Origin of the sequence: Candidiatus Paracoxiella cheracis, assembly GCF_049348705.1 — a bacterium.
Taxonomy (GTDB): domain Bacteria; phylum Pseudomonadota; class Gammaproteobacteria; order Coxiellales; family Coxiellaceae; genus Paracoxiella; species Paracoxiella cheracis.
This window is the reverse complement of the sequence record NZ_CP186486.1, coordinates 1-15,808: the sequence shown is the minus strand read 5'-3', so window position 1 is coordinate 15,808 and position 15,808 is coordinate 1. Positions and strand designations below refer to the sequence as shown.

Sequence of the window (15,808 nt, the reverse complement as noted above, 5' to 3'; positions counted from 1 at the left end):
ATGATACCTTGCGATTCTGCATAATCGGCATTGTTTTGACGGCTTAAAACAATGAAAGTTTTCAACACTAAGCATAGCATGATGAGTAATGAGTTCACGAGAATTTAATTTTAAAGCATCGCCGATCATTCATATTAATTCCGCTTATCTGCATACGTATTTCAGCCAATCAGAAATATCACGTGGCAGCACTTATGCCAAGACAGGGCGCGTTACCAAGATGCTGGTTGCCATCGATGGTCACTCTGCCAATCTTGTTATTCATGCTAAAGTGCAAGGGCGAAAGCGCAAACCCTATAATGTGTCCATTCATTTTGAGGATAACGAACCAGAAGGCGATTGCAGTTGTCCGGTAGGCTGTAATTGCAAGCATGTGGTCGCTGCATTGGTTGTTTTGCAGGGCCGACAACAGGAAAAAATACCTGCATCCCCGACCATTATTGCTCAGCCAACCACCCCAGCAGACACATTGGGACATCCAGCGAGTCACTGGATTGATCAATTTGGACAATCATTGCTATCAAAACCAAATCATGAGGTGATCGTGTATTTGGTTAGTTTGCCAGACGTTTCTTATAGAACGTGTGACGCAGTTAAGGTGCAAACCTGTATGGCACGCCAATTACAAAAAGGTGGTTTCGGTAAGCCACAACCTTTTTACCCCTCTACAGAGTTTAAAAAAGACAAAATAACGGAAGATGACTTAGAAATTTATGGGTTGTTAGACATGGTGGGAGAAAGCGATCATCCTCTCAGCGGTCACTATCGAATTCCTTTACGAACCAAGGATCGTTTGTTTCAGCGCATGATAGCAACTGGACGTTGTTACTGGGAAAGCATCCACCACCGTCCGCCACTTAAAAAAATGCCTCAAGCGATAACGGCAACATTGGAGTGGCGTTTGGGAAAAGACGGGGCTCAGCAATTGGTGTGCTTAAATGCACAGGGCCAGCCATTACCGAATATCATTCCGCTGATACCGCCCTGGACGGTGGACGCAGAAACATCCCAAGTCAGCATGTTAGACCTGTCGTTGCCTAACGCGGCGGCAACGACATTGTTAACAGCGCCTCGCATTCCTCCCGCCGAAGCGCGGCAATTCGTTAAACAAGTGAAAAAGATGGCACCGGCGAATTTGCCGATTCCGTTGCCGACAGCATTCAACCGTATTGAACAACGTTGTCTAAAACCGGTGCCGAAGCTGCAGGTGTATCAAGAGGACGTTGCGTGTGAAGAGGATGACGGTTGTGATGATGAAATCACTAAAAAACCGTGTATGTTGGCGAATCTGACTTTTGCTTATGGGGATCACGAGGTGTCCTCGAATGACACTTCAGAGCCCATGATGACGCATGTTGAAGGAGATGCGCTGATACAAGTCACCCGAAATTTTCAGGCAGAAAGTCAACACGTCTCACGCTTGCAAGAGGGCGCCATTACCCGGTTTGACGAGCAGCATGATGGACGTTTATTTATTGGTGAGCAAAACGATATCGATCGAGCGCTCCATTTTGGTGAAAGCCTTGTCCCACGATTAAAAGCAGCGGGTTGGGATGTTGAGTTTGACGCACAGCAGTTTTATAACTTATTGGCGATTGATGCGTGGTACAGTGAGCTGGATGAAAAAAGTGAGTACGATTGGTTTACGATGGATATGGGCGTGCTGGTGGAGGGTAAAAAGGTAAGCCTTTTGCCCTATTTAATCGAAGCTATTCAGCATCTTGAGCGGCCAAACGATGCTGCGCCGTATTATTTGAAATTGCCGCAGGGTAAGGTGCTGCCGATTCCGGCGGAAAGAATACAGCGCATTGTCGGTGTCTTAACACAATTCATTGATCCCAACAGACTGAATACTCAGGAACCGTTACGTATTTCTCGCTATAACGCGGCCTTGCTAGCTGAAATCGAAAAGGCGTTTCATAAAACGCAGTTGCGTTGGATGGGTGGGGAACGGTTGCGCGCGTTGGGTAAACGCTTGTCTCGCTTCAGTGCTATTAAATCGGTTAAGCTCCCTAAAAGGCATTTTTCTGCAGAATTGAGACCCTACCAACAGCAGGGGGTTAATTGGTTGCAGTTTTTGCGAGAATACACGTTGAATGGTATTTTAGCCGATGACATGGGACTGGGTAAAACACTGCAAACACTGGGACATATTGTTATTGAAAAACAAAAAAAACGTTTAACCCATCCCTGCTTAATTATCGCGCCGACTAGCGTTGTGTCTAATTGGAAATCTGAAGCCGAACGTTTTACGCCTTCATTACGGGTATTAGTGTTGCGGGGCCCAGAACGTAAAGCAGAATTTGAGGATATTCCGCAACACGATATCGTGTTGACAACGTATCCACTCATTGTGCGCGATAAAGACGATTTGTTGAAACACTCATACCACATGGTTATTTTAGATGAGGCACAGTATGTTAAAAATGCTCAGGCTAAAATGACGCAGATTGTACAACAATTCCAAGCGGCACGCCGATTGTGTCTCACAGGGACCCCGCTGGAAAATCATTTGGGCGAGCTGTGGTCATTATTTAATTTTTTAATGCCAGGTTTATTGGGGAACCCCGCCGATTTTAAGCGGCTTTATAGGACGCCGATCGAAAAGCATCAGAATAAAGAATGCTTGGATCGACTGACAAAAATTGTGAAGCCTTTTATGTTAAGGCGTACGAAAGAAGAGGTTGTAAAAGATCTACCTAAAAAAACGGATATTGTACAGAAGGCCACTTTAGAGCCACAGCAGCGTGATTTATACGAAAGTATTCGTTTAGCGATGCATCGAAAAGTGCGAGATGCTATTGACCAAAAAGGCATTGAGCGTTGCCATATTATTATTCTTGATGCTTTGTTGAAATTGCGACAAGTGTGTTGTGACCCACGGTTGGTGAAACTCAAGGCCGCCCAAAAAGTCAAGGGCTCAGCGAAGTTGCAGTTGCTGTCCTCGATGGTCTCAGAAATGGTGGAAGAGGGTCGGCGTATTTTATTGTTTTCTCAGTTTACGAGCATGTTAGGGTTGATTGAGGAGGACCTCAAAACACAGCGGATCAATTATGTGAAATTAACAGGGAGCACTCGCAATCGGGCTAAGCCGGTGCAACAATTCCAATCAGGAGAGGTGCCTGTCTTTCTCATCAGTCTGAAGGCTGGAGGCACCGGCATTAATTTAACCGCGGCGGATACAGTCATTCATTACGACCCTTGGTGGAACCCCGCAGTTGAAAATCAAGCGACCGATCGTGCTTATCGTATTGGCCAAGATAAGCCGGTATTTGTGTATAAACTAGTGGCTGAAAACACCGTGGAAGAAAAAATTCTTGAGATGCAAGAAAAAAAACAGTCCTTAATGACCGCACTGTTTAGCGGAGAGACGAATAAAGCTAAGCTCAACAAAAAAGATTTGGAGTTTTTGTTGGCGCCATGAGGCGTGTGATTCATAGAGATCGTTTCAACGCTCGCAACCAGGTGCATTTGAAAAAACACTTTAAACTCTGCAATAGCCCACCAGATGAATCCATACTTATAACCCTCGATGCGCGCCATGGAGAGCGAAGCGAAGGCGCGTATTCCGCGGTAGGCTCGGATTTTTTGCCGAGCGTAAGCGACTGCAAAAAATCTTTACGAGCCGTCAAGTCATTTGAGAGCCCGTGCGTAGTCGAGCCGTGAGGTCGCGGAGCGCGGGCGACGAGGACGTCCGCGGCTATTTAAGTTGTCGCGTATTGCGAGTCGATTATTGACAGGGATGGCAATAATCTATCACGAGCATCGCGACACGCTTGCAGATTAGTGAAATTACCTCATCATCTGTTTTTAGCGATTCTGAAAAAGTGGCGGCTATTGAAAATTTATTAGAAGAATATCGTCAATTCACAACTGAACAAGAAAAAGAATATCTACAGCTCTGTGAAAATTTATTAAGTGATTTTGCCAAAAATAAGGAATTATATGACTATTTAGAATTAGGCTCGGCTCGATTACAAAACCGTGTATCAAGCATTATTCAGACTTTAATGTTTAATGAATCCACCTCACGCGCCGATATTTATCAAGCTGTTAAACACTTTGTTGATAACGAAGGGCAATGTGATGAGAAATCACCCATTGAGTTTTTATCACCAGAAGAGCAGTCAGCATTATTTAACGATGAGAATAAATTTCGCCCTGCGCTTTACAAAGCATTGCTTTTTATCCATATAGCAGATGCTATTAAATCTGGAAAACTAAATCTTAAGCATTCATATCGATACAAGGCAATACAAGACTACCTTATTTCAGATGAAAACTGGCTAAGTGAAAAAACGGAACTACTAAAAAGAGCTGATTTATTGGATTTTGTTGATGTTGATACTGTGATGCTTGACTATAAAAGCAGGTTGTCAGATTTATACGATCATGTTAATCGTCGCCATCATGATGGGCTTAATCCATATTTGAAGATTGATGAAAAGAAGAGACTAATCATTAAAACCCCTGCACAAGATGAAAAAGAAACTGGATATGTAGCAGATTTATTATCGCAACAGGGTTTGGTGCCAATATTACAAGTGCTAAAAGACATCGATAGCACCACAAAAATGATGAACTGTTTTGAACATCATGCTAATAAAAATATCAAGAAACGTCCTAGTCCAGAAACATTTTTTGCCGGCATAATTGGTCTTGGTTGTAACATAGGCATACCTAAAATGGGTCAGGTATCGACCGGCGTTAATCCAAATACGCTTGCCAACACGGTTAATTGGTATTTTTCACTTAAGAACCTGAAAAAAGTAAACATGAACATTGTACACCTTATCCATGATTTGGCGCTATCAGAAATATTTGTGAATGACGTTAATGATACTCATTCGTCAAGTGATGGGCGGAAAGTTAATGTTAAGGTTGATTCTCTTATTGCCAGTTTATCGTTTAAATATTTTGGAAAAGACAAAGGCGTTAGTGTTTATACTTTTATTGATGAGCGGCAAGCTCTTTTCCACTCATTAGTGATGAGCGCTTCAGAGCGTGAAGCTGCTTATGTATATGACGGCTTGTTGGATAATGATGTTGATAAATCAGATATTCATTCAACTGACACACATGGATACCGAGAAGGTATATTTGCTGCATCCCCATTTATGGGGATAAGCTATGCACCACGCATCAAAAACGTTAGCAAACAAAAAATATATTCTTTCTCTAAGAAAAAAGCGTATGAAAATAAAGGCAATATAAAATATTGCCGTCTGATCAAATCAACCAGGCTTTGATTAAAGAGAATTGGGATGATATTTTACTCTTCATGGCTACCATCAAATTAAAAGAGGCAACAGCCTCACAATTATTTAAACGCCTTAGCTCTTACGCTAAGCATAATCCTTTATATAAAGCATTAAAAGAATTTGGCCGAATTATTAAATCTATTTTTATTTTAAAATATTACGATAATGTTATTTTACGACAACGCATTGAAAAGCAACTGAATCGTATTGAGTTATCGAACAAATTTGCAAATGCTGTATTTTTTGCTAATAGTGGAGAATTCCAGCAGGGTGAGTTAGAAGAACAAGCGTTAGCGATAGCATGCAAAGTAATTATCCAAAATTCAGTTGTCTTGTGGAATTATCTCTATTTGTCACAACTATTGGCCAACTGTGCTAGCGAGAAAGAACAAGAAGAGATGGTCTCGCTAATTGGACAGGGATCTGTTATCACCTGGCGTCATATTAATGTGCATGGGGAATATGATTTTAGGCGTTATGTGTAAACCTTCAGACTTGATCTGACACTCCTGGTCAGTTAGAGTAAAATTTAATTGACCAACCTTAAACAACCAACACGAGGAGTGTCATTATGACCAGTGTATCCGAAAAGATTATCAAACCCAAATTAGGTTTACTAGAGCTGTCTAAACAATTGGGAAATGTTTCACAAGCCTGTAAGGTTATGGGTTATTCACGCGACAGTTTTTACCGTTTCAAAACACTTTATGAAAATGGTGGCGAAGAAGCACTCCATGATATGAGTAAGAAGAAACCGAATGAAAAAAATAGAGTGCCGCTACATGTAGAAGAAGGGGTAATTGCTTTGGCTATTGAAAACCCAGCGTTAGGTCAGGCACGTGCGGCCAATGAATTACTGGCGCGAGGCATTATCGTATCGAGCAGCGGAGTTCGTTCGGTGTGGCTACGTAATGATCTAGAGACTTTTAAGAAGCGACTAAAAGCGCTTGAAGCGAAATCGGCGCAAGACGGTATGTTATTAACGGAAGAACAATGACAAGCATTAGAAAAATCAAAACGAGAAAAAGAAGCGCACGGCGAGATTGAAACAGAACACCCAGGTTATTTAGGTTCTCAGGATACGTATTATGTTGGCACGATGAAGGGCGTTGGCCGTATTTATGAGCAGACTTTTGTCGATACCTATAGCAGAATCGCTTTTGCGAAGTTATACACGGAGAAAACAGCGATGACGGCAGCTCATTTATTAAATGAACGTGTATTGCCATGGTTTAATGAGCAAGGTATCCGATTGCTGCGTATGCTCACGGATCGCGGGACGGAATATTGTGGAAAAATTGAGAACCACGCCTATCAACTTTATTTAGCAGTTGAAGACATTGACCATTCGAAAACACGCGCACGTTCTCCGCAGACCAATGGTATTTGTGAACGTTTTCATAAAACGATTAAACAAGAATTTTATGATGTTGCTTTTCGAAAAAAAATATATCGTTCCCTAGAAGAATTACAACAAGACGTTGATGCGTGGATCAAAACATATAATGAGGTCAGGCCCCATTCCGGCGAGCGTTGTTATGGAAAAACACCCATGCAAACTTTTCTTGATGCAAAGCATTTGGCACAAGAAAAAGAATTAGATAAACTATGTAAAACTATTCCAAGCGTGTCGGCAGATGAATTGAATAAGGCGCACAGTAATCACGACACGCAACTGGTAGAGGAGTAATTAGAATCCGATTTATCGGACAGAAAATATGTCCGATAAATCTCAACTGTCAGATCAAGTCGAGAGTTCTACAAGTAAAATCATGGTTGGATAAAATAAATTTTACACCTGAGAAATTCTACGAATTGCTGCAAAAAACAGCTTAAGATTTAGAAACTCACATTTTTTGATTATTGTCCTAACTGGCAAGGGATTTTATTTATCCAAAGTCCAATGGAAAGAAGTGTCTATTCCCTCAACAGAAGTAACTTGATACTCTGTCCTCATGCTTTGACAAGGAGCTCCTGTAGTGATGAGACTCTGGTGTATGTTTAAAAGATATTGCCACCTCAGACGCTGGCTTAACCGGTTGCGGTATGCAAAGCGGATTCGCCATCTTGAAAAATGGGTGGGCAGTAAGACGATAGCAGACTTCCGTCTTCGGCAACTCTTGGATGTATCGCACCGTTTGTTACAGGAGCACCCCTCCAGTTTGAGTGAATTAGAAAAGCGGCTCAAGCAATGTCAGTCGCCATGCGATCATGAAGGCGAAGCGCGGATTGCTGCTGTTCTGCTTCACTTGGAAGAAACGCATGTCTTGGGTGATCTACATCGGGCACGATCGATTAGGCGCCAATATCACGATCATGGCGATGGATTTATCCGTGAGCAATTGCATGCAGCGAAGATTGACCCGATTTGCATTGCCTCAGCAATGGCGGAACTGGACCCCGAAATCGTTCGCGCTGAATCTGTTGCTCTGGCAGAATGGCAAATGTTGCCGGATGGGGATCGTCAACCAAAAGAGCAACACTTGGCGCAGGTGCTCCAGGATGCTCACTTTCCATTTAAGGTCGCGCAAGCAGCAGTCAAAGCTGCGGGCGCCCATCATCGTCGAGATTTAAATGAAAAAAATTAACAACCCTCATGATAGCTATTTCCGTACAGCGATGTCGGATGTCCGTGTCGCGACCGAATTCTTTGAGCAGCATTTGCCAGAGCGGATTCGTCAGGTCGTGGATTTAAACACACTGGAATTACAAAAGAGTAGCTTTATTGATGATGCATTACAAAGCTCCATGGCCGATATCCTCTATGCTGTCGAGCTCAATGAACAGCCTGGCTATTTGTACACGCTGGTAGAGCATCAACGAAAGCCCGATCCTCTGATGCCTTATCGGATTTTGCGCTATCAATTGCGTATCATGGACCAACACCTGAAAAAACAGGTTGTGTCGCAAATCTCGAAGCCGGTGTGTATAATTGATGGCTTATAGTGAATTATCTACGTAGAAGGATGTGATATGATCAATTTCAAATGGCGCCATTTTGAGAAGGGGATTATTTTGATGGCGGTGCGCTGGTATTTAGCTTACGCGCTGAGCTACCGAAATATTGAAGAACTCATGCTAGAAAGAGGAGTCAATGTAGATCACTCCACAATAAATCGTTGGGTTATTAAATACGCGCCCTTATTGGAAGCAGAATTCCGGAAAAAACATAAATCTCCTGTCGGTGGTAGTTGGAGAATGCACGAAACCTACATCAAAGTAAAAGGCGATTGGCATTATTTATATCGCGCTGTTGATAAAGAGGGTAATACGATCGACTTTTTACTATCGAAACAACGCGATAAACAAGCGGCGAAACGCTTTTTCAAGAAAGCGATCGGGACTCATGGGCTACCAAAGAAAGTTACCATTGATAAAAGTGGATCAAATAAATCAGCCTTAAAATCGATTAATTTAATATTGACATTATTATCGATGATTTGTGGAGTTTTCATAACTATTTTTGTTCGTGACATAAAATATTTAAATAATATTGTGGAGCAAGATCATCGCAGCATTAAAAGAATTATAAAACCGATGATGGGATTTAAATCGTTTGATACAGCTGAGGCAACTTTAGCTGGGATTGAATTACATCACATGCTCCAAAAAGGTCAGTATAAAAATGCTGCTAATATGGCTGTGTTTGAACAATTCTATGCACTCGCAGCCTAATTGCGACCAGGAAAAATGCGCATAAGCAATATTGTATTTACGTGAATTAATTGCGACAGAGCCCTGTATTGGGTTTTGGACTAGTCGCTTTGTGTGTGCGATGCACTTTGATGCGCGCCTTAGCCAGCATTAAGGTTTCCTGGCCACTTAGAATTAGTTTTGCTTGCGCTGTTAGTTTTAAAACAGAATAGTTCGCGATATCTTGCTCAAGATATCCTAAATGAATGAGTTGACGAAAAATACTGTGCCATTCTTCGTGACTGGTGTCTTTGCCAATCCCGTAGGTTGATAAGTGATCATGGCCCAAGTGCTTCATGCGTACATTGTCTTTGCCGCGTAATACATCAATAATATAGTTGGCGCCAAAGCGCTGATCAACACGATAGACACAAGATAAAGCCTTTTGCGCATGAATGGTTGCATCATACGTTTCGGGTGGGTTTAAGCAAATATCGCAGTTACCACAGGCTTTCTCTAATGACTCATTAAAATAATTCAATAACACGCGACGACGACAGGTGGTCGCCTCTGCTAAGCCAATCATGCAATTTAATTTGTGCGATTCTATTCTTTTTTGATCCTTATCGGAATTATTTTCAATAAAGTGCTTGATGATAACGCAATCTTGTAATCCATACAGTAGCAATGCTTCGGAGGGCAGGCCATCACGACCCGCACGTCCTGTTTCTTGATAATAAGCTTCTATATTTTTAGGCAGGTCATAATGGACCACAAATCTAACATTGGGTTTATCAATGCCCATGCCAAACGCAATGGTTGCCACAATGATATTTACGTCATCTTGTTGAAATGCTGTTTGTGCTAGTTGACGCTGTTGCGCACCGAGCCCCGCGTGGTAGGGTAGAGCATGATACCCTTGTTTCTGCAATTTGGTAGCTAGTTCTTCAACCCGCTTACGACTCAGGCAGTAAATAATCCCAAAATCGTGGGTTCTACTTTTTAGAAAAGCGGTCAATTGGTTAAAGGGCCTTTGCTTTTCTACGACCGTATAGCGAATATTAGGGCGATCGAAACTCGCAATATGTACGTGTGCGTTTTCTAAATTTAAACTTTTTAAAATATGCTGGCGTGTTTGTTTATCCGCTGTGGCCGTTAATGCGATGATCGGAATATCAGGAAAAAGTCCACGTAATCGCCCCAGCTCCAGGTATTCAACCCGAAAATCATGACCCCATTGAGAGACACAATGCGCTTCGTCGATAGCAAACAAACTGATATCAACAGTATTGAGGCGTTCGAGAAAGGTATCTGACATTAACTTTTCGGGTGCTACGTAGAGTAGATCCAGTTCATTATTATGGAGTTGGGCAAGAATTCTTTTTGATTCCGGTCCGGTGAGTGTTGAATTGTAAAAAGCCGCCGCAATGCCATTGGTTTGCAGCGCTTGTACTTGATCTTGCATTAATGAAATAAGCGGTGAAACGACGATGGCTACCCCTTTTCGAACTAACGCGGGTATTTGGTAGCAGAGCGACTTACCACCGCCGGTTGGCATCAGGACAAAATTATCTTCGCCAGCGATGACACTATTAATAATGGTTTTTTGCAATGGACGATAATTATCGTATCCAAATACTTGCTTTAGAATATCAGATGGTGTTTGCATTCATTAACTCTTGAGTAGCACATTAAAGATAGTGGCATAAATTTTAATAGAGTTTACATGGTTCTTTAAAAATCGAATAATAACTTAGCAGCACTATCTTTGAAGCGTCTGCCCTCCTCGATGTATTCTAAAACTGAATTACCGGATCGCCAACGGCCGTGTTGCTTTAAGGTCATTAACGGCGCACCACGGCTCGCGGCTTCAGTGGTCGAACCGCGCCTCAAGGAGTGGCTGGTAATCTGCTCGGCATTCGGCAACTTAGCGTGATGGGCGAGGCGTTTTAATTCGTTGTTCCAATGGTGCGATGAAATGGGTGATTCAAGTACCTTGCCTTGATTCGTGATCTGACGAAAAAGATACCCTTCGTACTGTCCTGAGGCATCGCGCCACGCCAAAAGGGCGCGCACAGGGCAGTAATGATCGGGGCCAAACGGAATGGCGCACACAAACCCCTCCCCACTTTGATCGGTTTTGCTGCGCGGCAATTGAATCGTCATCCCTTCCGGTACAAAATCAATAGACTCCCAGACTAAGTTCACCAACTCAGACCGGCGAAACGCACCAAAGTAGCCTATCAATAAGAGTGCTTTATTCCTTATATATAGTAAGGACGAGTGCGTCTCTAAATATGCAATTAACTGCAACAGCGCGGGCAAACGCAGGGCTTTCGCTTTCACTTTCGGTGTGCCGTGCGTTCGTGCGATTGCGGTGATTTTTTCTTTGATCGAAAGATCATGGGTGGGGTCTGGCATACGATGCAGTTGATGCCATTTTCGGATCATGCTGAGTCGTCGTCGTAAGGTACGGGGATTCACCTGATCGGTACATGCTTCAAGATACTGCAACACCGATTCAATATCGGTGGGCAGTGCCCTCCCCGTTTTTGTCAGGAAGTCCTGAAGATCCGAATAGTAGGCCCGACGCGTACTCTCACTCATCGAGGCTTGCTGATCAATGACATCCGGTTCGTAATACACGTCCTCCAAATCATCAGCAGCAGAATGACAAGCAATAACGTCCTTTTTGTTATTTATTTGCACAACGGGTTCCTTTTCTTTAGAACGGTTATTTTTTGAACTAAACGAACCGCCCTCTTCTTCTTTTGTTTATTCTATCAACATTCTACGATAATGTCCCATTATCCCATTATCGTAACAAACACAAAAAATGCGCAGGTGGTAAATTTTGAGCAAAAATAAACCCCAAAATTTATGTATTTTTTCATAAAACCTTAATATTTTTTTGATACAAGTAATCTGTACGTTCAGTTGCATTATTTTAGCTGAGCTGGATCTCTCGGTTAATGTTAATTTAATTAAAGATAAAGGTAGCTTTATGCCAGAACGAAAAGGGCGTTTATTCAAACGACGATATGATTTTTTCCAAGCAAATCCAGATGCCGATAAAACCTTGGCAAAACTTAGAGCGCAACTCGTTCGGGAGATGCCAGAGGGGTGGCGTTGGGATCATGAGATTGGCGAAAAGCTTTCTCAACTCCAAAGCCGGCTTACGGGTCTCGAAATTCTGTGGCCTGCAACGGATGCTTATATCTCCGGGAGAATGGGTAGAGAAAATTTTTTGAGCAATGATGATCTTGCGCACTTAAAGTTTTTAATGGATGAGCCGACGACAACAACCATCGTGATACCCCAAAATACAGGTAATCATTGGTATCCCATTTGTTTGCAAAAGCATGCTCAAGATCAATGGAATGCTTACGCGCTTCAAACCAAAACAGATGGTAGCTGTGGCGATGATTTGGTGGTTCAAGCAGAGCAATTTGCTCGCCACGGCGCTAGACACTATGTAGAGAAGGGTGGATCATTGTCTGCGGCGTTCACATCAGAGGTCGCAAAAGCAAGTCTTATAAGCTTATCAGAAATAACCCGTTTTGATTTTCAACTGGCGCGATTAGCCGATTACGAAATGCTATTATCTCAATGGGTGGAGCGACAGGATTCATCAGGGGCGCAGCAACGATGTCAAGCCGTCATTGACCAATGCAAATCTGATCTCCTTGAGATGTTAGGCAAGATGGATATCGATACAAGTAATCAGACCATCAATCGGCTTTATGAGTCTGGTTTAGATAAAAAACCATCAATCAGTGGCATTATAAATCAATTTGGCTTTGTTGCCTAACTAAAACATGAAGGGACTGTTTATTAGTTTGTGTAAATCGCGTCAGTCAGAATTATGAATCAGCCATTGTGTTAACTGATTTTTTAATTTTATCAAAAACTACATTGCGTTCAAATTAATTTCCTCTCTTATGAATTTTAAGTTTTATACAAAATCCGCCAGGCGATCTTCAAACATAAGGGCAAAACGATTCATGGCGGCACCCCAGTCTCGAATCGGCATGGTCCATTTTTTGGCTATATTTTTTAACCCTAAATAGAGTTGTTTTAAAGCGGCATCGTCCGACGGAAAAACTCGTTTATTTTTAATAACTTTTCGGATACTCATGTTCAGTGATTCAATAGCGTTAGTGGTATAAATCACCCTCCGAATTTCTGCCGGATAAGCAAAAAATGGCACAATGCGCTCCCAATGAGTCAACCAACTTTTGGCAATCGAGGGAAATTCAGCATCCCATTTCTCAGAGAAACTCGTCAGCGCCAATTCTGCTTCTTCAACCGTACTGGCCGAATAAATAGCTTTTAAGTCAGCGGCCACTTCTTTTTTCTTTTTCCAACCCACATAGCGCAATGAATTCCGCACCATGTGTACAATGCAAAGCTGTACTTGAGTGTTAGGATACACAGCGCCAATCGCATCAGGAAAGCCCGTTAGCCCGTCAACGCAACAAATCAGGATATCTTCTAGGCCTCGATTTTTTAACTCCGTTAATACATTCAACCAGAATTTAGCGCCCTCATTTTGGCTAATCCAAATACCTAGCAATTCTTTTTGCCCATCGATATTAATTCCTAAAGCCAAATACAATGCCTTATTGATAACCTTTTTATCTTGCTGCACTTTAATCACTAAAGCGTCCAAATACACAATCGGATACACCTTGTCCAACGGACGACTTTGCCAAGCCTTCACTTCTTCAATCACTTCGTTGGTTACTGTAGAAATGAGACTCGAACAAATAGTTGTGCCATACAAATCTTTCAACTGATCTTGAATATCACGGGTAGTCATACCCCGTGCATAAAGACTCATAATTTTGTCATCCAAATCATCAAAGCGGGTTTGATGTTTTGGAATCAATTGCGGTACAAACTCATTGTTACGATCACGAGGAACCTCAATGGTCATCTCGCCATCTGTTGTTTTGATCGTTTTTTGGCTGTGCCCATTGCGGGAATTACCACTATTGTTGCCAGACACTTCGTGTTTTGCATAACCCAGCGCGTCCGTCAGCTCCCCTTCCAGAATACGCTCCGTCAGTGCCTTTTTTAACTCCTTTAACAAACCAGTATCACCGAAAATATCAGATGCGGTCTTGGTATGTTTGAGAAAATATTCCACAACCTGTGGATCTAATTTATTGGTTTTCATTGCCATAGTCAAAGACTCCGTATAATTTTAACGACCTTTCCCTGACTATCGCATTTACACAATCTTATTTACAGACCCTCCGATGATATTATTCGGCTTTGTTGCCTAACCCCACGCCTTTGTTTGTGTCTCAAAATTTAGGCGCAACGATAACTTGCTGGCATTCCTAGCCGCGTCATTTTATTTAAAACACCACAACCGATCATTGATTCGATTTTTTGCCGTACAAAATCTCGAGCATGTAACGTACTACCCAATATTCTTTTGTAACGTTGAATCGCCAACTCTGAATAATTCCGATAACCGTATTGTCTTATTCGTTGCCAAGCGATTCGGCCCAATGCTTTTAGTTGCTTAACATTACCATTACGTTGTGTATGATTATTTTTATCATAAACAGCATCACTATCAGGCGGAATTATTATAGCGGCTCCTTTAAAGTAATTTGATAATATTTCATAAACAGGATTCTTATCGTAGGCACCATCGGCGCTGACATGGCCCACTTTGCAAGTAAGTTGCTTTGATAACGTTGCAACGCTTTGGCAATCCGCCGTAAAGCGATCCGTTAAATCATTACCATGAATAATATGTTTATTATCAACGGCTATATGCAATTTACGCCAACTCCGTTTGGCTGATAATGTATATGTTTCCTGATGCCATTCACCTCTGCCAAACCGTTTTAACCCAGTGGAGTCAAGGGCGATAGCCACAACGCTTTTATCTGCCGATTCCGTTTTCCTGTAACGAGGCGACTGAATAGTTAAAAGCGCTAACCGTTTTGACAAGCAACTGTAATCCGGTGATTTTATATTAAGGGCTTTCATCTTGAAAATTGAATTCATAAACCCTTGACATTGCCTCAACGCTAAACGAAAAACTTGCCGAATTTCATGGCACGTAATGATCGCAAGATCCGTGAACTTTTGGGGTGCGCCTTTGCCATCATACACACGATCTTTTTCATACCACGAATGAATAATATCATCGGATATCCAGATTTCAATATTGGCACGATTGCGTAATGCATTATTATATTCACGCCAATTGCTCACCTTGTATTTCTGCTTGGGAATCGTCCAGCCTTTTTTGTTTGGATATTTATTTGGCATATGAACCGCCTTCTGCTGGAAAACCCTGGGGTGCTGATTATAATATAGACAGCAAAAATTACATAGATTGTTCATGTTTTAGTTAGGCAACAAAGCCAAGATGCGGCGTGTTTACGTGCGCGGATTGAACAAAATTGAGAGCACACGCTAATTTTTTTAGGACTTTTTTTAGGAAAATGGTAGTTGAAAGAAAAATAAACAAAACGAATGGGCTTTATCATATTGTTTTATAGTGATTAATTGGCGGGCCCGGACGGATTCGAACCGCCGACCGCCTGGTTCGAAGCCAGATACTCTATCCAACTGAGCTACGGGCCCATAATTTTTCGATATCTTCCGTACATCCCTGTACTAATATATACATACTTCTCTATGCACACGGCCACCCATCCATGGGCGGCGCTCAACGGGCAAAAAGATTCACTGGATCTTTTTGCTGGGCCGTTTCGCCTGAGCTACGGGCCCATAATACCGTCTAAGAAAGCGCATCATATTATCACAGGATAACGTCTTCAGCTACAGACTTGAAAAAGACTCAAGGGCACCTCTTGTAATTGCTTTAAAACCCTAAAACACTTTATCGATTTCAATTGCTTGCCAATACAAGAGGAAGTTTA

Annotated in this window: 12 protein-coding genes, 1 tRNA gene and 1 pseudogene; 8 read left to right on the top strand and 6 right to left on the bottom strand. The window is 42.2% G+C overall.

Translation table 11 applies throughout. The features are described 5' to 3' along the window. The first annotated feature begins 88 nt into the window (after positions 1–88). Entirely contained in the window at positions 89–3,424 is a 3,336-nt protein-coding gene (locus ACJMKR_RS11830) for an SNF2-related protein (protein ID WP_423064306.1), read from the top strand. 10 nt (positions 3,425–3,434) lie between these two features. Here ACJMKR_RS11830 and ACJMKR_RS11825 read toward each other — a convergent pair whose 3' ends face one another. Then, entirely contained in the window at positions 3,435–3,632 is a 198-nt protein-coding gene (locus ACJMKR_RS11825; RefSeq protein ID WP_423064305.1) for a hypothetical protein, read from the bottom strand. A gap of 144 nt (positions 3,633–3,776) precedes the next feature. Between ACJMKR_RS11825 and ACJMKR_RS11820 the strand changes: the two genes are divergently transcribed. The 6 genes and pseudogenes from ACJMKR_RS11820 to ACJMKR_RS11795 all read left to right on the top strand — a co-directional run bounded on the left by ACJMKR_RS11820 (position 3,777) and on the right by ACJMKR_RS11795 (position 8,936). Beyond that, the gene (locus ACJMKR_RS11820) at positions 3,777–5,249 is read left to right on the top strand and encodes a Tn3 family transposase (protein ID WP_423064304.1); all 1,473 of its coding nucleotides are present in this window, start codon (positions 3,777–3,779) and stop codon (positions 5,247–5,249) included. A gap of 32 nt (positions 5,250–5,281) precedes the next feature. Beyond that, positions 5,282–5,746 (top strand): Tn3 family transposase, encoded by a 465-nt coding sequence (locus ACJMKR_RS11815; protein WP_423064303.1) that lies wholly within the window; start codon positions 5,282–5,284, stop codon positions 5,744–5,746. Positions 5,747–5,832: 86 nt separating this feature from the next. Continuing rightward, positions 5,833–6,951 (top strand): annotated as a pseudogene (locus ACJMKR_RS11810) (IS481 family transposase). 472 nt (positions 6,952–7,423) lie between these two features. Further along, entirely contained in the window at positions 7,424–7,849 is a 426-nt protein-coding gene (locus ACJMKR_RS11805) for a hypothetical protein (protein WP_423064302.1), read from the top strand. Beyond that, positions 7,836–8,207, top strand: a complete 372-nt coding sequence (locus ACJMKR_RS11800; protein ID WP_423064301.1) for an Rpn family recombination-promoting nuclease/putative transposase — start codon at positions 7,836–7,838, stop codon at positions 8,205–8,207. Before ACJMKR_RS11805 ends, ACJMKR_RS11800 begins: the two co-directional genes overlap by 14 nt. A gap of 27 nt (positions 8,208–8,234) precedes the next feature. Continuing rightward, positions 8,235–8,936 (top strand): IS6 family transposase, encoded by a 702-nt coding sequence (locus tag ACJMKR_RS11795; protein ID WP_423063547.1) that lies wholly within the window; start codon positions 8,235–8,237, stop codon positions 8,934–8,936. Between the two features lie 46 nt (positions 8,937–8,982). On the opposite strand, the gene recQ is transcribed toward ACJMKR_RS11795, so the two are convergent. Continuing rightward, positions 8,983–10,563 (bottom strand): DNA helicase RecQ, encoded by a 1,581-nt coding sequence (gene recQ / locus ACJMKR_RS11790; protein WP_423064300.1) that lies wholly within the window; start codon positions 10,561–10,563, stop codon positions 8,983–8,985. A gap of 65 nt (positions 10,564–10,628) precedes the next feature. After that, a complete protein-coding gene (locus ACJMKR_RS11785; RefSeq protein ID WP_423064299.1) occupies positions 10,629–11,603 on the bottom strand; it encodes a site-specific integrase in 975 nt (324 codons plus the stop codon). Positions 11,604–11,898: 295 nt separating this feature from the next. Here ACJMKR_RS11785 and ACJMKR_RS11780 point away from each other — a divergent pair, with 295 nt between their 5' ends. Further along, on the top strand, positions 11,899–12,705 hold the full coding sequence (locus ACJMKR_RS11780; protein ID WP_423064298.1) for a hypothetical protein: 807 nt from the start codon (positions 11,899–11,901) through the stop codon (positions 12,703–12,705). A gap of 144 nt (positions 12,706–12,849) precedes the next feature. Here the strand turns inward: ACJMKR_RS11780 and ACJMKR_RS11775 are convergent, their stop codons facing one another. From ACJMKR_RS11775 to ACJMKR_RS11765, 3 genes are all read right to left on the bottom strand, one after another. Beyond that, the gene (locus tag ACJMKR_RS11775) at positions 12,850–14,082 is read right to left on the bottom strand and encodes an IS256 family transposase (protein WP_423062605.1); all 1,233 of its coding nucleotides are present in this window, start codon (positions 14,080–14,082) and stop codon (positions 12,850–12,852) included. Between the two features lie 131 nt (positions 14,083–14,213). Further along, positions 14,214–15,191, bottom strand: a complete 978-nt coding sequence (locus ACJMKR_RS11770; RefSeq protein WP_423064297.1) for an IS5 family transposase — start codon at positions 15,189–15,191, stop codon at positions 14,214–14,216. Positions 15,192–15,432: 241 nt separating this feature from the next. Then, positions 15,433–15,509 (bottom strand) — tRNA-Arg (locus ACJMKR_RS11765). Between the last annotated feature and the right edge of the window lie 299 nt (positions 15,510–15,808).

What these genes read in the sequence shown, in the direction of transcription:
- ACJMKR_RS11830 (WP_423064306.1), top strand. Translation starts at nt 89, where the DNA reads ATGAGTTCACGAGAATTTAATTTTAAAGCATCGCCGATCATTCATATT.
- ACJMKR_RS11815 (WP_423064303.1), top strand. Translation starts at nt 5,282, where the DNA reads ATGGCTACCATCAAATTAAAAGAGGCAACAGCCTCACAATTATTTAAA.
- ACJMKR_RS11800 (WP_423064301.1), top strand. Translation starts at nt 7,836, where the DNA reads ATGAAAAAAATTAACAACCCTCATGATAGCTATTTCCGTACAGCGATG.
- ACJMKR_RS11795 (WP_423063547.1), top strand. Translation starts at nt 8,235, where the DNA reads ATGATCAATTTCAAATGGCGCCATTTTGAGAAGGGGATTATTTTGATG.
- recQ (WP_423064300.1), bottom strand. Translation starts at nt 10,563, where the DNA reads ATGCAAACACCATCTGATATTCTAAAGCAAGTATTTGGATACGATAAT.
- ACJMKR_RS11780 (WP_423064298.1), top strand. Translation starts at nt 11,899, where the DNA reads ATGCCAGAACGAAAAGGGCGTTTATTCAAACGACGATATGATTTTTTC.
- ACJMKR_RS11775 (WP_423062605.1), bottom strand. Translation starts at nt 14,082, where the DNA reads ATGGCAATGAAAACCAATAAATTAGATCCACAGGTTGTGGAATATTTT.
- ACJMKR_RS11770 (WP_423064297.1), bottom strand. Translation starts at nt 15,191, where the DNA reads ATGCCAAATAAATATCCAAACAAAAAAGGCTGGACGATTCCCAAGCAG.